Source organism: Bradyrhizobium niftali (assembly GCF_004571025.1).
Taxonomy (GTDB): Bacteria; Pseudomonadota; Alphaproteobacteria; order Rhizobiales; family Xanthobacteraceae; genus Bradyrhizobium; species Bradyrhizobium niftali.
Window position 1 is genome coordinate 1 of record NZ_SPQT01000047.1, and the last position, 17,321, is coordinate 17,321.

At 56.8% G+C, this 17,321-nt stretch carries 12 protein-coding genes; 11 read left to right on the plus strand and 1 reads right to left on the minus strand.

What is annotated here, in order from left to right; translation table 11 throughout:
• Positions 1 to 694 (minus strand): IS256 family transposase (locus E4K65_RS43115; protein WP_135179266.1); only part of this gene is annotated, 694 nt, incomplete at its 3' end.
• A 1,720-nt stretch (positions 695 to 2,414) separates the two neighbouring features.
• On the opposite strand from E4K65_RS43115, the gene E4K65_RS48300 reads away from it, so the two are divergent.
• The 11 genes from E4K65_RS48300 to E4K65_RS43170 all read left to right on the plus strand — a co-directional run bounded on the left by E4K65_RS48300 (position 2,415) and on the right by E4K65_RS43170 (position 17,298).
• Positions 2,415 to 3,512 (plus strand): relaxase/mobilization nuclease domain-containing protein, encoded by a 1,098-nt coding sequence (locus tag E4K65_RS48300; protein ID WP_235885996.1) that lies wholly within the window; start codon positions 2,415 to 2,417, stop codon positions 3,510 to 3,512.
• A gap of 1,184 nt (positions 3,513 to 4,696) precedes the next feature.
• Complete coding sequence (locus E4K65_RS43125; RefSeq protein ID WP_135179267.1) at positions 4,697 to 5,869, plus strand: hypothetical protein; 1,173 nt, start codon at positions 4,697 to 4,699, stop codon at positions 5,867 to 5,869.
• A gap of 14 nt (positions 5,870 to 5,883) precedes the next feature.
• Positions 5,884 to 6,117 carry a hypothetical protein gene (locus E4K65_RS43130; protein WP_135179268.1) on the plus strand — a complete coding sequence of 78 codons (234 nt, stop codon included), beginning with the start codon at positions 5,884 to 5,886 and terminating at the stop codon, positions 6,115 to 6,117.
• A 58-nt stretch (positions 6,118 to 6,175) separates the two neighbouring features.
• Positions 6,176 to 6,697 (plus strand): hypothetical protein, encoded by a 522-nt coding sequence (locus E4K65_RS43135; RefSeq protein ID WP_135179269.1) that lies wholly within the window; start codon positions 6,176 to 6,178, stop codon positions 6,695 to 6,697.
• Between the two features lie 155 nt (positions 6,698 to 6,852).
• Complete coding sequence (locus E4K65_RS43140; protein ID WP_167771618.1) at positions 6,853 to 8,226, plus strand: tyrosinase family protein; 1,374 nt, start codon at positions 6,853 to 6,855, stop codon at positions 8,224 to 8,226.
• Between the two features lie 30 nt (positions 8,227 to 8,256).
• Positions 8,257 to 10,407 (plus strand): S8 family serine peptidase, encoded by a 2,151-nt coding sequence (locus tag E4K65_RS43145; protein WP_135179271.1) that lies wholly within the window; start codon positions 8,257 to 8,259, stop codon positions 10,405 to 10,407.
• Positions 10,408 to 10,700: 293 nt separating this feature from the next.
• Positions 10,701 to 11,018, plus strand: a complete 318-nt coding sequence (locus E4K65_RS43150; protein WP_167771619.1) for a helix-turn-helix domain-containing protein — start codon at positions 10,701 to 10,703, stop codon at positions 11,016 to 11,018.
• Between the two features lie 50 nt (positions 11,019 to 11,068).
• On the plus strand, positions 11,069 to 12,409 hold the full coding sequence (locus E4K65_RS43155; RefSeq protein WP_167771620.1) for a tyrosine-type recombinase/integrase: 1,341 nt from the start codon (positions 11,069 to 11,071) through the stop codon (positions 12,407 to 12,409).
• A gap of 919 nt (positions 12,410 to 13,328) precedes the next feature.
• Entirely contained in the window at positions 13,329 to 15,110 is a 1,782-nt protein-coding gene (locus E4K65_RS43160) for an SIR2 family protein (protein WP_235885994.1), read from the plus strand.
• Positions 15,111 to 15,129: 19 nt separating this feature from the next.
• Positions 15,130 to 16,068 carry an argonaute/piwi family protein gene (locus tag E4K65_RS43165; protein WP_209312147.1) on the plus strand — a complete coding sequence of 313 codons (939 nt, stop codon included), beginning with the start codon at positions 15,130 to 15,132 and terminating at the stop codon, positions 16,066 to 16,068.
• Positions 16,069 to 16,389: 321 nt separating this feature from the next.
• Positions 16,390 to 17,298: a hypothetical protein gene (locus tag E4K65_RS43170; RefSeq protein WP_135179274.1), complete on the plus strand. Its 909-nt coding sequence runs from the start codon at positions 16,390 to 16,392 to the stop codon at positions 17,296 to 17,298.
• The last annotated feature ends 23 nt before the right edge of the window (positions 17,299 to 17,321 follow it).

Here is a 17,321-nt window from a genome sequence, read left to right on the forward strand (position 1 = left end):
TCCCCTCATGGGCGTCGGAGACGACGAGCTTGACGCCGCGCAGGCCGCGCCGCGCGAGCTTGCGCAGGAACGCGGTCCAGAACGTCTCCGCTTCGGAGGGGCCGACATCCATCCCAAGCACTTCTCTGCGGCCGTCACTGTTGACCCCGACTGCGACGATCACCGCAACCGACACGATGCGACCCTGCTGGCGCACCTTCACGTAGGTGGCGTCGATCCACAAATACGGCCAGTCGCCCTCGATCGGCCTAGCGAGGAAGGCCTTCACCTTGTCATCGATCTCGCCGCACAGCCGCGAGACCTGGCTCTTGGAGATACCGGTCATCCCCATGGCCTGCACCAGATCGTCGACCGAGCGGGTCGAGACGCCCTGCACGTAGGCTTCCTGAACCACAGCAGTGAGTGCCTTCTCGGCCATCCGGCGCGGCTCCAGGAAGCCCGGGAAGTAGGAGCCCTTGCGCAGCTTGGGAATGCGCAGTTCGACCGCGCCGGCTCGGGTCTCCCAAATCCGGTCACGGTAACCGTTGCGCTGGGCCAGACGTTCGGGACTCTTCTCGCCGTAGGCCGCCCCGGTCAGGCCCTCGACCTCCAGCTCCATCAGCCGCTGGGCAGCAAAGCCAATCATCTCGCGCAAGAGATCGGCATCAGGGGTCTTCTCCACGAGCGTGCGCAGGTTCATTATGTCATCGGTCATCGGTGGTTCCTCGGTTGCGTTGGCGTGTCGCAACCCGATCCTACCGGAGAACTGCCGGTGACCACCGCAAAGCCGCCCGCCCGCTGCGGCGCTATTGGAGGCGCGCGTCCGGGCGGCTTTGCTCTACCCAGCTACACCACCACAGGGGACACGACCGACTGTGACTGTGCTCAGTAGGAGCTTCCCAGAAAATGTTTGGAACACCAAATTAGGCCAGTTCTGATCCAAGCTTTCTGCCGACAAAAGAACCGGGAGGCATAGCTCTCATTAACTTCGATCCACGCGGGTGTCGCCTCGTCGAGGGCGGCATGTCGCGTCACGAACTCCGGTGCACTCTCGAGTGAGCGGGGCGAGCATATCCGTTGTCAGGCAAAGTGCCGCAATCACTTCGCCCCACTCTGTTGGGCGGACTGAAGATCAGATCGCATGCATCAAACTCGTCGGAGGTCAGACGTAGGCGCAGGATACCGGAGCTGCCGCAACGTTGTCTCAGACGCAGTATTGCCGTTGCAAATAACGCCGGCTAAGCCTTTCTGGAAACCCTCACTACTGCATTTCTCTTCTAGGAACGGAACGGGATGCCATGGGCGACCACTCTAGCGGTCTTCCGGCCAGGGACCGTCAAGCCACTACTTCCCGTAGTTGAACAGGTTGACAACATCATCTTGAATTCGTTCGAGAACATGGAATTCGAGTCTTCGAGTGATAAGGGTTTCTCGTCAAGATCATTTCGCCACACTCCGGCCCGCTCAGCTTGTCACTGTCCATGGTCGATCGTTCGAGTGGCTCGACATCCGCACCGACACAGTCGCCCAGTTGCGCGATCCGGTGACGCTCGAACGAGCGTGGGTGCCACTGGCCACGATCACCGTTCCGGCGCGGCCAGAATGGGCGCGGACGCATCCCGCAGTCAGTGAGGCCAATCGCCCACTTTCTATTTTTTTCCATCGCTTCCGTCGTCGGAAGCAACCAGGTGATACGATCGCGCTCCAGGATCGTGGGTGACATGTCTGTTATACCCAGACCCCGTTCGAGGCCGACGAGCTCGTCCGTCCCTTGTATCGGAGCTCTGCGGACCATTAAGCAGAGGCCAGCGCTTTCCATTCCGTGAAATGTCCCTCGATCACCTGCAGGATGGCACTGAACGTAAGCTCGGCGACTGTAATCGCGAGGGTACATCTGCGGGATCAAAAACTGTACTGGCTGTTGATGATGAAATAGCCCTTTGGCACCGACCATCTCGGATGTGACGAGCACGCGCATGACGAGGCGCTCGCTCGAGGCGAATGCCGACGAAGATGGTGGGAAGCGCCGCCGGAAGGATCACAGCGGACAGTTGCTGCGGCATCGCGCGCATTGTCCGCGCCGACGTGATCCGGAGCGGCTCGACCTGCTTCACCGCCGCGATCGTGTTGAGCAGGAGCGACCAAGCGCAGCTATATATCACATCGTGATCTTGAGAGCTCGCGAACGTCCAGAAACAGGATGAATACAGGCATTACCGCGAGTGATGCGGTGTTCTGGCAGATCTCGGTGAACTGATTCAGGAGATTTCGGAGCCAGGCGCACCATCCGGCGCCTAGCAGGCTGTTGAAAAAGGCGCTCGCCGCCGACCGGCGACCATGATTCATTGGCCTCCGATGCGATTCGGAGATGGTGCGTGCGCGGCGGCGACAATCGAACAGGAGAGCTGTTTAGCTACGTTGATCTGGAGGCGCGGGTGCCGGTCAAGCATGTCAGCCTGTCGTGGGACCCGTCCGAAAGGCCGAGCCGCGAGGAAATGATCGCCGCCGCGCAATCCTACCTGGACGCTCATGGTTGGGGTCACCACCAGTGCGCCCTCTTTGCTCATTCGGACAAGCGGCACCGGCACGTGCATTTGATGATCAATATGGTGGACCCGGAGCGCGGTACGCGCCTGAAGGACCATCGTGAGTTTCGGAAGGCGCAAGCCTGGGCCCATGACTATGAGAAATCGCGTGGCCGGATCTTCTGCGCAGAGAGGGAAAAGCCGATCAAGGAACGGGAGCCGTCGCCGCCGCGGAATGTATGGGAACAGCTTCGCGCCTTGCAGGACATCTCCCGGACGCCGGAATTCGCGGTGCAAAGCGCGCCCACCATCAACTACGACAGGCCTCGCAAAGAGTGGCAGCAGGAAGAATGGCGCGCGCTGAAAGAGCGGCAAAAGGCCGAACGCATCGCCTTCTTCGAACATGGTCGCCTAGCCTACCGGGCGCTTCGCCAAGAGGTTTACCGTGAGGTTCGCGCTACCTACCGGCAGGAATGGGCCCGCTACTACCGGATCATGAAGCATGGGGCTTCCAAGGAGCAGCTTATCGCCATGCGCACCGGCCTTCTTGCCCGGCAATCGGCCACCTTGCAGGAGAAGTGTCGCGCGGCTGCCTTGGAGCTCCGTGCTGATCGGGACACTTTTTATAAGGACGTGCTGCGCCTACAGAAGGACCATCGCGCCGCGTTGGCTGAGCGGCAATCGTCGGGGCTGACTTCGCCTGATCTACTTCTCGGCCCCGAGCGCCGATCGCCGCCCGGATTTGCGCCGGCACGGACACGAGAGGTGGCCGCCAAGCCGCATCTCGGACCGCTCTGGACGCAGCGGGCGGGCCTCGTGCCTCAGCAACGGTCGGCGCGCCGATGGCTCGATGTTGCGAAGGACCGGATTTCTCGCGGTCGACCGAAGGAGGGGCCTCTGGCTACAAGCGCCCTGCAACGTGAGCAGGAGCGGCTTCAGACCGACAAGGTCGACAAAGGCAAGCGTTCGGGGAGAGCGTTGGAGCCAGGCGGCGGACTGGAATTATGAAGGGGCAACGGCCGCAGCGGATTCCGCCGGTGTCCCGAAAGAGACAGAAGTTCGCTACCGGACTTGTGGGTGGTCATGCCCGTGCATGGGCAAGCCTGTTGAGCTGGTACGCAGCACGGTTCGCAGGCGTCTGGACATGCTCCCGGCGGGAGGATCGAGACGCGCAAATCGCGGCGCTCGAGCTGGAACAGCAAGCCGCCCTTCGAGCCCTGTCGGCAGAATGGACTGCTCGTCAAAACGAAGCTTTTGCTCGTGCGAAGAGCGAAGTCTTTCGACCTAGCCGCAAGACGGGTCCGGCAGGTCGTGCACCCTTTCGCCGCCGCGGAACGACTGGGCGATCACGGCCGCAGCTTTGATGTGGTTGTTGGCATCTGGCTTTTGTTGACGGGACTCGGGAATGCGGTTGAATCTACGTGGCCTCAAGCACAGGCCAGTTTGCCCACCCCAAGCGCGCCTGTGACCGACAAAACGCAGCCAGACGCATCGCATAAACGGGTTCCGCATGTGTGCTCTCCCAATTGGAGCTCACGCTCAATCCATTCAAGCCGCCGCATGACCCTTTTGCAGGCTGCGGAATGGATGGGAATATCTGCGATAGATCCGTTCGGGTGGCGGAAAGTTGAGTTCGGCACGACGGCGGTTAGTCTCTCGGTTCATCAGCCGCGGCAGAGTTAGCGGTCTCTCCGATTAGGACAGGAGCTCAGAGAGACGCCGCTCAATACTGCTTCGCACGGGCAAGAGTTAGCCCCGTTCTGGTATCTCACGCACCGGCTGTTCCTGCCGTGCTTGGCTCGCAGGCATTGGCCGTCCCGACCCGTGGCGGCGCCGGCCCCATTTGTCCTGGAGGGTCACTTTGGCTAAAGCGCGGGCGCACTTGCGGTCACGTTGAGAGAACGGGAAGTCCCCGCATACGAGCGGGCCGAAGGCCCGCGCGAACAAGCATCCTGATCGCACGGTCAATTTTGCGGTGCAAACCGTAGCTGGCTCGGTCGATTGACGTCGAGCGGCGCGAGACAACTTAGGTGGCAGAATTTTTTTTCGACACAATTGTTGGTTGGCCATTTATCGTGATACAATCCGATAATGGTTTGGCCAGAGCGTCCAAACTGAACTATTGCCAGCTTCTCCAGTTCATCCTGTTTATTGCGAATTTTGAATGAGACAACTGATATTGGAGCGCAGTCATGCGGCGCCTGACCATTACGGTGATCACACTACTTGCAAGCTCTCAGATTGCGGCGGCCCAAGTTACCCTGAATAGGGAGGATGCCTTTAACGCACCGAGCCGGCATGCTTGGAATCTATTTCTGACAGTGAACCATCCAGCGAAAGATCCCACCCAAGGGAGAGGCCTGCCAGATCTGCAGAAGAAGTTTGGCGCACCAAACACGACCGTCGTTTGGGAGACATGGCGCTTGGCTCGAAACGAAGTGTTTGTCCCACCAGGCCAAGAGCCCCTGCCGTGGGATGATCTGTCGCTTTCAGGCAATACGGTTGGCAAAGTTCCTGAACCCCCAAAGAACGTGCTCATTGCAAGAGCTTTAGCCCTCTCCGTGGCTCCCGAATTGGGCGGCCTCACGCCGAGCCCGCTCATTGATGATGACGGGATATTCCAGAAGACCGGCCAATTCGGCGAGACGAGAGTTAATCGAGCAACCTACGAATTCATCACCGGACAGGATCCGCGCTTTGCCATCAACAAGAGCTACAAGCTTTGGACCGTTGATGGTCAGCGTCGTTATGCGAAAGACTGGATCGACCAAAAGGTCGTGGATGGCAAAAAGCTGTCCGCTATAAGTTTCCCGGTCGAGGCAATGGAGGTGAAGGCCGCTTGGATTGATCTGGAACGTGTGGACATGGTCGGCAAAGAGACCAGGTTCTATATTGCGGACTACAAGGGAAAAAAGTACGGGCTCGTTGCCCTGCATATCATCACAAAGGACATCCCAAATTGGTTTTGGGCAACGTTCCACTTTAAGGAGCAACTGAAGATTAAGGACGGGGTCGTTGTCGATCTGACGAAAGCGGAAGAAATAACCGACGACTATGGTCCACCGACGCAAATCAAAGGAACGGTGTGGGAGAACTATAAGCTCGGCGGTGCACAAACCGATTTTATCACGCCCATGGGAAAGCCAACCTTCCTTTCGGACGCCTACATTGAGAAGGGCATTGAGCACTCCTCATGCATTTCATGCCACTCGAGGGCATCTATAACCGCAGACCCTGCAATCCCAGGACCGAGCAGCGATGCGACGGCAAATGGTGCTCCCAAACCGGAATGGTTCATAAGAGACGGGAAGCCGTTTGCAATGCAGTTGGATTTCTTGTTTTCAATGGCTTTTCGCGCCCAGTAAGAGGAGTCCGAACCATGGCGGGCAAGGTTGGCTATGAAAAGGACGTTAAGCCGCTGTTCTCCAGTAGCCAGCGCGAATGCATGCTCGATCGGTTCGATCTCTGGAATTACGAACAGACAAAGTCAAAGGCCGATAAGATCATCCAGCGCCTGAAAAACGGCAGCATGCCTGCTGATGACACAGCGCCATGGCCCCCGGAGCGGATTGCCATTATCGAAGGATGGAAGACCGACGGTCTTCTTCCCTGAGAGGGCGCGTTCGGTTCGTTGAGCTCCAAGGTGCTTGTCGCATTGACGGAGGAGCGTATTGCTTCGAATCGCCGCCGTTCTCCTTGCCGCTTGGCTCGGTTCAGCCGGCATTGCCGTGGCTGGTGAAATGCTGGTGTCTAGAGATATGACCGTTGAGCGAGTCAAGCTGACATCCGAGGCTATTGTCGTCCAGCTATCGAGAACTGACCAATCGCTGGTTGAGGCTGCCGCTGTAACGCCGGACCACAAAGGTCAGATCATTCTTTTGCTGAGCGGAATCTCTGCCAAGCGGGCAATATCCATAGGCTTCGACGTTGCATTGCTTGCGCTGGATCCGTCGACCGGTCGAACTCTTTATGAGGCGATTGTGGCAACAATCTACATTTTTGACCTGCGGCCAACACGCCGAAGCATTGATATTCTGCCATCCTTGCACAAGGCGTTGCATGCCTCACCCGGCGTTCTTGCCATAAGCCTTCGACCGGAAAAACAAAGCGCGGAACTGTCTCAGGCGACGCGTGAGGAAATCAGTCAGGCAGGTATTTCAATCGACAGGATCGAGATCATCGTTCGTTCGTAAGATTCGGATCCATTCGGGTCAGAATTCGAAATGGGCGGACCAGATTGGGGGAGACCATGAGGACAACTCGTCGCAAGTTTGTCGGGGCAATGATTGCCACCGGGAGCACACTATCGCTAACGCGATGGACTGCCGCGCAAACGAGCCAACCCGTCGTGCGCTACGATGTCGCCACGCCAGAGGGCGAAAAAATGCTCGAAAAATACGCTCGGGCATTAGCCAAAATGATGGACAAGACGCAGATTGCCGAAAGCGACCCAAAGTCGTGGACGTTTCAATGGTACACGCACGCGGTCGCTGGGAGTATTCAGAACGAAATCCACCGCGTCTATCAAAGCGTGCCGGCGTCCGATCCCAAGCGGCTGCTCGCCCTCGCGACATGGAGCACCTGCCAGGCTCATGGCATGAACGGTTTGCCCCAGGAGGAACGCATGTTTCTTCCGTGGCACCGGATGTACGTCTACTACTTCGAGCGCATTATTCGCAGCGTACTCGAGGATCAGACATTTACGTTGCCATACTGGGACTACACGACGCCCGGGAAGCGAGCGATCCCGAAGCAGTTCCGTATGCCAAATGATCCGCTCTACAAGGTGCTCTATCGCGCCAATCGCAATAATGGCGAGAACCAGCGCGCCAAAGTGAATGAGGGGCAGCCGATTGATCTTGATCGTTCAACAACTCCCCTGACGTTGGCGGTGCTCGGAAAGCCGAAATACGAAAGCGATGAGGCCGGTACAGGCTTCAATGAAGAGCTCGATGGAAATCTCCACGGAGCAGTGCATGTTCTGACGGGCAATCCGCAGAACATGGGATCGCCACCCTGGGCAGCGCGAGATCCGATTTTTTGGCTGCATCACTGTAACATCGACCGTCTATGGGCAGCCTGGAATGCGGGCGGTCGCAAGAACCCGGAAGGCACGTTTCTTACACAAAGCTTCGCCTTCGCCGACGAAAACGGGCAAAGAGTTGAGGCGACCGTGCGTGATTTCATCGACCTTGAAAAGATCAAAGTCGGCACATACCGCTATGACAAGCTTCCACCCGTGCCGCCCATTCCGGCGGTTGCGGCAGACGAGGCCGTCGCGTCAAATGGGCCGGTTACGATTTTTGCCCGGCAAACCCAACCGCAACCGGTTCGTCTGGCAGCATCTGGTGCTACATCAGTCCCACTTATGTCGATAGCTGTACCAATTGCAACTCATGTTGAGAACGCGAGCGGCCGATCGATCTTTCTGTTGCTGCAGAACCTCAATGCCGCGGCTCAGCCGAACGTCCTATACGACGTCTTCGTAGACTTCCCAAATAGCCCTGGGACGACGCCGGTTGGACAAATCAACTTTTTTGACGCAACGGGCGCGCAATCGCAGGGAGGCAGGATTTCATCGCGGCGATTCACCTTTGACATCACCCAACTGATGCGATCATCCGCAGCCATTGGAACACCCAGCGTTCGCCTGGTTGCTGATGGGCAAGCGGTAGCATCGGCCAACGCCACGGTGGGCAGCGTCGCCTTGGCTCGCAGATAATATCCGGTACCGTGAGGGAGCGCAGATACCATGAGCAAGACGATTTCCGGAATCCTCTCTATCTTGGCTGTGCTTCCCTGCAGTTCCACTTGGGCTGAGAATGCTGACGTTCGCTATAAGATACCCTTGCGAACCGGCGCAATCACGCCGGTACCAATCGAACGCTCAACAATCCGACTGCCGTCATCCATTCTGCCCACGACAACGTTTCAAAACAGCGTTACGGCACAAGCCAGCGATGCGATCGCTCCAAATCCAGGAACGCCGGCGCCCGCGCCGTCGACAGCCAGCGATCCTGCAGCAGCGACAAACCGATATATCATTCAGTTTCACAGCATCCCGAGCAGCGATCAGATCGCCAAACTGAAGTCGCAGGGTACAGTCCTCAATGAGTATGTGGGCGGCAACAGCTACTATGCGACGACCACTGGAAAGGCTGCAGCGATTTCCGCCCAGGACGAGCAAGTCCGCGCGATCGTTGAGGTGACGCCAAAGGACAAAATTCAGCCCGAAGTACTTTCAGAGATTCAAAGTTCCTCGGCTGTCCAAAGGCCGTTCAGTGTGAGACTGTTCCGAGACTCGACGGTCGAAACCTTGGCTGCCCAGGTTAAGGCACTCAATGGCAGCGTTATCGAAACGAGCAAGGCATCATCTTCCGCGGTCATCTTGATCGAGCCGCGCAGGATAGAGGATCTTGCCCGATCCAACAGCGTGAAGACAATCGAGGCAGCTCCGCCGGCGAAACAGCGCTACAATGATCTAGTGCGCCGGGCGATTGGAGCGGAACTCTTGCAGAAGGCGCCCTATGGCCTGACGGGGGCTGGCGTGAAGGTGGGGATTTGGGACGGCGGACTGGTCGCACAATCGCACGAGGACTTCAAGAATCGACTGACGATCGGAAGCACAGGTGCCAGCGTTGACCGTCATGCCACCCACGTCGCGGGGACGTTGGGAGGCGACGGCGCTCACAGCAAGAGTGCGGTGGAAGAGCAGCAAGTCTCGGACACCTTGACGCTCAATGGGCAGTCAGCGTCGATAAGCAGCACGGCGGAGACTGCAACAGGCGCAAGTCAACCTACCGCGGCGGGCGCCGACAAGCAGTGGCAGGGCGTCGCGCCCGGGGTCAGCATCGTCTCATATTACTGGGACAATCCTACAAACGCGCATGAGGCGGCGATTAAGTCAGAAGGTATCATGCTTTCGCAGAACTCCTGGGGTTATACGGTCGACCAGCAGCTTGGAAACTGCTCACTTTACGGAACGTACACCCTGGAGGCAGAAGGCTTTGATCAGATAGTGACGGGCTTCTACGGACGAAGGATCCCAATCATCTTTGCTGTCGGGAATGAGCGAAACGACGGAGACTGTGGCATGTCGGCTGCTCCGCCCTATCGCAACTACGCGAATGTCGCACCTCCCGTGACTGCCAAGAATGTCATCTCTGTCGGCGCTATCAATTCCGACGACAACGATATGACCGAGTTCAGCAGCTGGGGGCCGACGACGGATGGTCGCCTAAAGCCCGATATCGTTGCGCCCGGTTGTCGGAAGACGGGTCAGGTCACCTCGACAGTCCCTTCAAACAGTTATGCTGGAATGTGTGGAACATCGATGGCCGCCCCTGCGGTCTCGGGAGGCGTGGCCCTTCTTATCGAGCAGCGGCAGAAAATGGCAAAACCCGTGCTCCTGCCTTCGAGTATCAAAGCCCTGTTGATCCACGGCGCCAGCGACATTGCGCCCGCAGGACCAGACTATCGTACAGGTTACGGTGCTGTGAACCTCCAAAACTCTGTTGACTTGATCCGGGGCGACAAGGTCACAGAAGGCGAAATCGGCACGAACGGACAGACCAAGACGGCATCTCTGCAAATCGCGCCCGGTGCAAAGGAATTGAAGGTCACGCTTGCCTGGGATGACGATCCGGCTTCGACCAATGCGACCACCAGTTTGGTGAATGACCTTGACTTGAGACTAGTCTCACCCACCGGCGCACTTCATCTGCCATGGCAGCTGGATCCCAAAGCGCCCGACACTGCCGCAACGCAAGGTGCGGATCACATTAATGTCGTGGAGCAGGCGACAGTCCAGAATCCAGAAGCTGGGATCTGGAAGATTCAGGTGGTCGGCTTTGCAATTCCCAAGCCTGCGCAACAGTTTTCGCTTATCGTGACTACTCGGTAGAGGCGAGGTCGAGGCTAACGCGCATCCTTTGGATTGCAGTCGGACCTAGCCAAAGGCCCAACTGAATCTTCAAAGAGTTGTCCAATCTTGTGCGATTGGACCGGATCTCCACCTATCCCTCTTAGCGATTTGTGCCTGTGCGATACATTTGTCGCAACAAAAGCTCTTTCAAGAAACTCTCTGTATTGGCGCCAGCGGCCGCGTCGTCCAAAATTGAACTCCCCGATTAGTTTCTGACCGGTCGAGTGCTGGGAACTGAGTTCAGAGCGATCGAGATCTCTGGGAGAACAAACGTGAAAAGGCATGATCCCGAACAGGGGGCCGGCTACATATGGCATCGTTCAAGCGTGCGCGTAAGCAAGGCGGCAGAATTGCTGGAGGTTGATATCTGCACGATTTATCGCGCCATCCGCTCCGGTGACATTGAGGCCCACTTTGTTGGCAAGCGCGGCATCCGCGTTTTCGCCGACAGCCTCCGTAACTATCAGGAACGCAATCTCGTTGCGCCAAGAAGCCGATCGAAATCTTCGCGGCAAAGGCCGCGATCTCGTCCGCATAGCGTGCAATATCAGGAAGCGGAAGCCTTCTTGCGTGATCAAGGTGTTTTGTAGCAAGATTCTTGACTTGAATGCCTCGTTTGCGAGGCGAGCTAAGGAGGATAGTGACTGTTTCTTTCGACAAAGCCCGCGACAAATGGCGATATAATTTCAGAATCAATGGTCAGCGTTACTTGCGCGATTGCATCGACCCAACGACAGGCGAAGAAGCAAAGACCAAGCGCGACGCCAAGGCGATAGAGAGTCGCATCCGGTCACGCATTCTCGAAGGAGCTACGCGGCCGCTACCGACAGCACAAGACTACACATTGGCGCAAGCCGTCGTGGTCTACCTCGAAAAAGGTTCTGCCGGCGCTGAGAAGGTTAGCGTCAACCACCGGCGCAGTCAGAAGATATACGCACGCGAACTGCTAGCGTTTTTTGGTCCCGAGACGTTGGTGAGTGATCTCGGCGATGTCGAAATCGAGCGATATACCGTGTGGAGTGAGAAACAGCATGTGCGCCGTTGGATCGGCGGCGGTAAAAAGAAGAGCCGCTCATATCCGACCAAAGTCTGGAAGACGACGAAGCGGCTCCGCTCTCCTGGGACAATCAATCGTTATCTCGATGCGCTACGGCGCGTGTTGCGACTAGCGCACGAAGCTCGCGATCCTCAGTCTGGCGAACGAATGCTGAAGGTCTTGCCAAATGTCCCAGCCGTCGAGGAAATCGAGCGTCTTCCGCGGCCGATCGCGCCCGATGATCTTGCGGCGATCGTCGCTGTTAGCCCCCCTCACTTGGCCGATGCCATCCGTCTCACGGTACTCATGGGGTTTCGCAAGACAGAGGTGTTTATGCTGGAGGAAGATCAAGTCGATGAGTCGGCGCGCGGCGTATGGCTAGATGGAGAGAACACCAAAGGAAAGCGTGATGAATTTGTACCAGCCAGCCAATCGGCGATGGCGATTCTCATTCGACTTAAGCGGCGCGCCCGCGAACTGGGTCAAAAACGCCTCATTCTATATCGCAATAAGCCCGTTAAGAGCGCCAATCGCGCGTGGCGCACCGCAATGAAGAAGACAGGCCTTGCGGGTAAGCACGTCTTTCACAACACGAAAGCCAGTTTTGTAACGGCAGTGGCAACGACAATGCCCGGTGCCGTGGTGCAGGACTTGGCCAGACACCGGACTTTCGCAACCACGATGCGCTACATCAAGGTTGCCGATGCTAACCGGCGCGACGCGATGGAGGCGGCGGCGACGAACATAGGCCATGGCATCGGCTTCAGTGCGACAACGAGTATCAACTTGGAAAACTCACCGAGTTACACATCCGAGTTACACATCGCCGACAGTGTCTTGTCGGATGCGTCACCTAATCCATTGAAAGATATGGTCGGAACGGCGGGATTTGAACCCGCGACCACTTGCCCCCCAGACAAGCCTTCCAAACCTAAGCCATTGTAATTTCGGAGGGACGCTAGAACACTCTTGGCAAGAATGGGCTGGTTTAGGCCGTGGAGTTACACATGAAGTTACACATGGCTTCTTTGCCCTCACCCGAAGATAGGAACTCGAGCCGGAAAATGTCCTCGCAATCGCTGCGTCGCCGGCGGCGTCCGAGTATGAAGCGGGCAAATGAGGCTGGCACATGGGCGGACGGGCAGGGAGCCCGACAGTGCCGGACGGCGGCATGACCGCGTGGCTTCTCGTTGATCCACTCATGCCCGCCCGCTGAACGTCGTGTCGTCGCGCCGAAATTCCGACTTAAAGTGCCTTCCATTCGTTCTGAGCCCTTCCGAAATATTCCATCTGACATAGATCTGACATGGCTGCGTCGCTTCGTTGATTTCATTGATGAAACTCGAACTTTTGGGCAGGCTCATAACCTGAAGGTCATAGGTTCAAATCCTATCCCACAACCAAGCTAACATATTGATATAGAACGACAAAAGCCCGCCAATGGCGGGCTTTTCTATGTTTTCCAATCGATTTCCGACCTTTGCCAAGGAATCCCGTTTATTAGTAGTAATATCAATGCGTTACAAGACATGGTTCCGACCGGTTGCCTGGCGTTACAATTTCCTACATGGCACATAATGGCACATGAAAGTGGTGGCCGACGGTCTCAAGCTGTGTACTGCCAACCGGGCCGTATTGTGAGCGAGAAATATTCTAACTAGGGTAGTGTTCCCCTCCCGCCACGGTGGCCGCATTACGGCCAATTCAACAGCTCTCGGCGGGCAACTCCAAGCACACATGCCCTATGGAGCAAAGTGAACTCACGCAAAGGTTTGTCGCTCGACCGCAAGCGTTCGCTTGGTTCTTAGGAGCTGGTGCGTCACGCAGCGCGGGTCTACCGACAGCGACCGATATCCTGTGGGACATGAAACGACGCTTTTATTGTCGTGAAGAAAACCAGGATATCGATCGGCAAGATTTGCAGAGCGATGCAATCCAGAATCGCATTCAATCTTTCATGGAATCCCGCGGTTTCCCCAAAATGTGGGAAGACGGCGAATACGAGCGGTACTTTGAGCTTATTTTCGGGCCCGATCGCGAAAAACAGCGCGCCTACTTGCGAGGAATTCTTGCGCTGGACAAGGCGTCGCTGAGCGTCGGAAATCGGGTTCTTGGAGCGCTCGTAGCTTCCAAGCTTGCGCCCGCGATCTTCACGACGAATTTCGACGACGTCGTTGAGAGCGCGGTGGCCGATGTGGGTGGCCAAGCCCTTGTGCCGTTCCACCTCGAAGGCAGCCATAACATCCTCAGCGCCTATAAGAACGAGGAGTTTCCGATCTACTGCAAGCTGCATGGCGACTTCCGTTACGAGAGTATCAAAAACCTTTCCGAAGATTTGGAAGCACAGAACCAGGATCTCGCCGCCGGTCTCCGCACCGCATGCAACCGCTTTGGCCTCATTCTCTGCGGGTACAGCGGGCGCGACAAAAGCGTCATGGATTTGCTGCACTCGGTCCTAGATACGACCAATCCCTATCCTCACGGCATTTATTGGACGTGCCTCAAGGGCTCAACGCCCGCGCCCAGCGTGGAAGCGTTCATGGAGGCGGCGCGCAGAAGGAATGTCGACGCCCACGTTGTATTCATCGAGACGTACGATGCACTCATGCTTCGTCTGTGGCGCAACACGCCGAACAAGGATGCTACGCTCGACAATAAGGTAAGAGGGTCTGCACTCACGCCGGTGGCGATACCGCTGCCCTCGACAGGGCACGGCGCCCCCATCGTCAGACTGAACGCACTTCCACTCATCTCCCTGCCCAAGAAGTGCCACGCCCTAGAGACCAAGCGCGCCTTGACATGGGACGATGTTCGCGAGTTGCGTTCTCGTTCGGATGGCGCGTTCATTTTTACAAGAGCGGATAAAGTCCTCTGTTGGGGAGCGTCTAACGACATCAAGGCCATCGTCGGCGCCGATTTTGGCGCCTTGACTGAAGCCGACGTTCCGCAAGACTTGAACCTCGCAACAAATCTGCAGATCAAGGGTTTCGTAGAAGAGGCAGCGGTGGCCGCCCTTGCGCGCGGGAAACCTCTCGTGAGGCGAACCAATCGCACGTCGTCGTTCGTCATCGCTGCGCCGCAGGACGACCGGACGTCCGAGCTTCTTCCGATTACAAAAATTACCGGAAGGACGGCCGGCATAGTAGCCGGGCTGATCGCGCCTCCCGATGAAGTTCATCCGGAGGCCGAACGCGTGTCATGGGCCGAGTGCGCCCGTGTCTCGGTCGAGCAAAAAAACGGCAGGCACTGGATTGTCGTTGAGCCTGACGTTTGGATTTGGCCGACGCGTGCACGGAGGCTGGCGACAGATTTTCTGGGGGAGCGGCGAAAGGACAGACTTAACGCAAAATACAATGCTCTGCCCGATGCCTGGATCAAGGTTCTGCTCGGTACGACGGAGCGAAATACGGTTTCTACTGTGTCGTCCTTCGACAAAGGAAGTTTGACGGAGAACCCGCGCTTTGAAATCGGCTCCAGAAGTGCCTTTACGCGAAGAGTGACAAATGACGAATATGCCCGCCGAACTTGCCGGCTATTCGAAGGTAGTGGAGCCTTCCCTCGTCTTTGCCGGCGGGAGCACGGATCGCCATCCACTTTTAGGGCTGATCGAGTCAGGTCCATATGGCCTGAAATTTGGTACTCCTAGCGCTGTTCGGCTGGCGATCATGGCGCCGAAGAAAGATATTCCCAAGTTGCAAAGGCTGGTCGCCGAATTTGAACATCGGGCGCTTCCTAGGGAAGCAACCAACTACTACCCGGAATACCCTGGGTTCTCAGCGTTGTTTAGAACGCCGCTGCGTCCACCAACTGATCAACTTACGCTGACCTTTCCTGATGAGCTCGACGCTTACGCTAAGCAAGGCAAGAAACTCGATCTAGCTAGGGGCCTCTTTGACTGCATTGCTCAGCTGCGGTCAGTAAGGCTTAGCTTTGATGTTGTGCTGCTTTATTTACCACCGGAATGGGCAGACTGCTTCGAGGGCGAGAACTTCGATTTTCATGACTTCCTGAAAGCCTATTGCGCCCCTTCGAACATCCCAATCCAGATCGTTCGCAAGGGCAGCTTCGAACGCGACTGTCGCGCGAACGTGATGTGGGGCATGAGCGTCGCAGTGTACGCAAAAGCAGGCGGATTTCCGTGGAAGCTAGCGAATATCGCGAAGGATGAGGCGTTCGTTGGAATTAGCTATGCCCTGAAGTCAGATAAGTCCGGAAATCTTTACAGCACATGCTGCAGCCAAGTTTTCGATCCTGATGGCACCGGCTTTCGCTTTGTCGCGTATGACGCGCGTGAATTCACGCAAGATCGCAAACGAAATCCTTATCTCTCGTATTTTGAGATGCAGTCGGTTTTATCGCGTAGTTTGGAGATTTATCAATCGGGGCATGCGGGCCGGTCGCCTTCAAAAGTGACCGTGCACAAGAACACTGAGTTCAAGGAAGAAGAGATCCTCGGCGCTATCGACAGTTTTCGAAGGGGAACGGAAGTTGAGTTGGTGCAGATCGTGAAAGACGTTCCATGGCGCGGCATTCGATATGACGTCAATAGCCAGGGCCGTATAACTATCCCGTTGAGCGCGGTACATACCTGCCGATTGAGCTAAACGAAGCATTGCTTTGGACGCAAGGAAGTGTTCAAGGGGTCCACGTTAAGAATTCAAGCTGGAACGCGTACAAGGAGGGTATTCTCAAGCCGACACCGTCTCCCATTCTTCTGCGGCGCTTTTCCGGAGCGGGTGGATGGCACGACACGTGTTCAGGCATTCTCGGTCTCACTAAGATGGATTGGAATAACAACACTCTTTACAAGAAACTTCCTGTCACGCTGGTTTACTCAAAAGCGTTCGCGGACATTCTCCAACAAAATCCAAATATGGTCGACGACGTGTACGACTTCCGAAACTTCATGTGAGACGCACCGATTTATGATCAGGTTTCGTCGGCTCACTCTGGCCACTTTAAATGCGTGGCTTACGACGGTTGTGGTAGGACCATCATCGGTTGGAAGCTATCGTCTGAGGCTTTGGCGCGAGAACCGCGGCGCACTTGCCGCGTTTAAGGTTGAGCTTGATGCTTACCTTGCCGAGGCGTTCGACGACGCAAAGATGCGGTTGCGTCGTGGCTTCGAGGATCCGCTTTCCCCGTTTTCAGACCCGCAGCTTGACCCTGCCGCAAATTATCCGCGCGCGTTGCACCGCGTAACGCTGCAGGGCTACTTCGGTGAGACGCTCGCCGTCATTGCGGTCGAGCATTTTGGCGCTCACGGTTACAACGATTGGCGCGTCCCAGCCCTCCTGTTCCGATTCCACGACCAGGAATTCCAGCATCTGGAGCTAATAAATGAGCGCATTCGCGCCGGACAGGTTCATGCGCCGGACGAAACCCGCGAGCAGCGGCCGGGCCGAACTGGCGATGATGGCCTCGCTTTTCGGATGTCGACAGATGGCCGTATCATCGACGTACTGACCTTGGAAGCGAAGTGCCTTTCGGCAAACCGGCCTGCGACTATCGCTGAAGCTCATTCGAAGCTCGCGGCCGCAAGTGGTTTGCCATCCGGAGTCCGAGAACTAATAAATATCCTGGCGGATTACGATACGCCACAGACCCGGCAGTGGCAGGAAGCGCTCATTCGCTACCGTAAAGACCGTGCAGGTTCCGGTCGCGCCGACGGCGTTGCGTACGCATGCGGGAGGGTGCCATCTCCACCGCGACTCAGTTGGCTGTCGCCAGATCGGCCCGATGGGGCCTATACTATACAGCGCGTTCTCGAAGGTTTCGAGTTTCAGATTGCCGATCTTGGTGGTCTAATCGATCTCCTTTATAGAGGAGCCTGAGTTGCCAAGCGCGGAAGCTTTGA

Coding starts and splice junctions, on each gene's coding strand:
- E4K65_RS43145 (WP_135179271.1), top strand. CDS start 8,257: ATGAGCAAGACGATTTCCGGAATCCTCTCTATCTTGGCTGTGCTTCCC.
- E4K65_RS43170 (WP_135179274.1), top strand. CDS start 16,390: ATGATCAGGTTTCGTCGGCTCACTCTGGCCACTTTAAATGCGTGGCTT.
- E4K65_RS43130 (WP_135179268.1), top strand. CDS start 5,884: ATGGCGGGCAAGGTTGGCTATGAAAAGGACGTTAAGCCGCTGTTCTCC.
- E4K65_RS43125 (WP_135179267.1), top strand. CDS start 4,697: ATGCGGCGCCTGACCATTACGGTGATCACACTACTTGCAAGCTCTCAG.
- E4K65_RS43160 (WP_235885994.1), top strand. CDS start 13,329: ATGAAACGACGCTTTTATTGTCGTGAAGAAAACCAGGATATCGATCGG.
- E4K65_RS43165 (WP_209312147.1), top strand. CDS start 15,130: ATGGCGCCGAAGAAAGATATTCCCAAGTTGCAAAGGCTGGTCGCCGAA.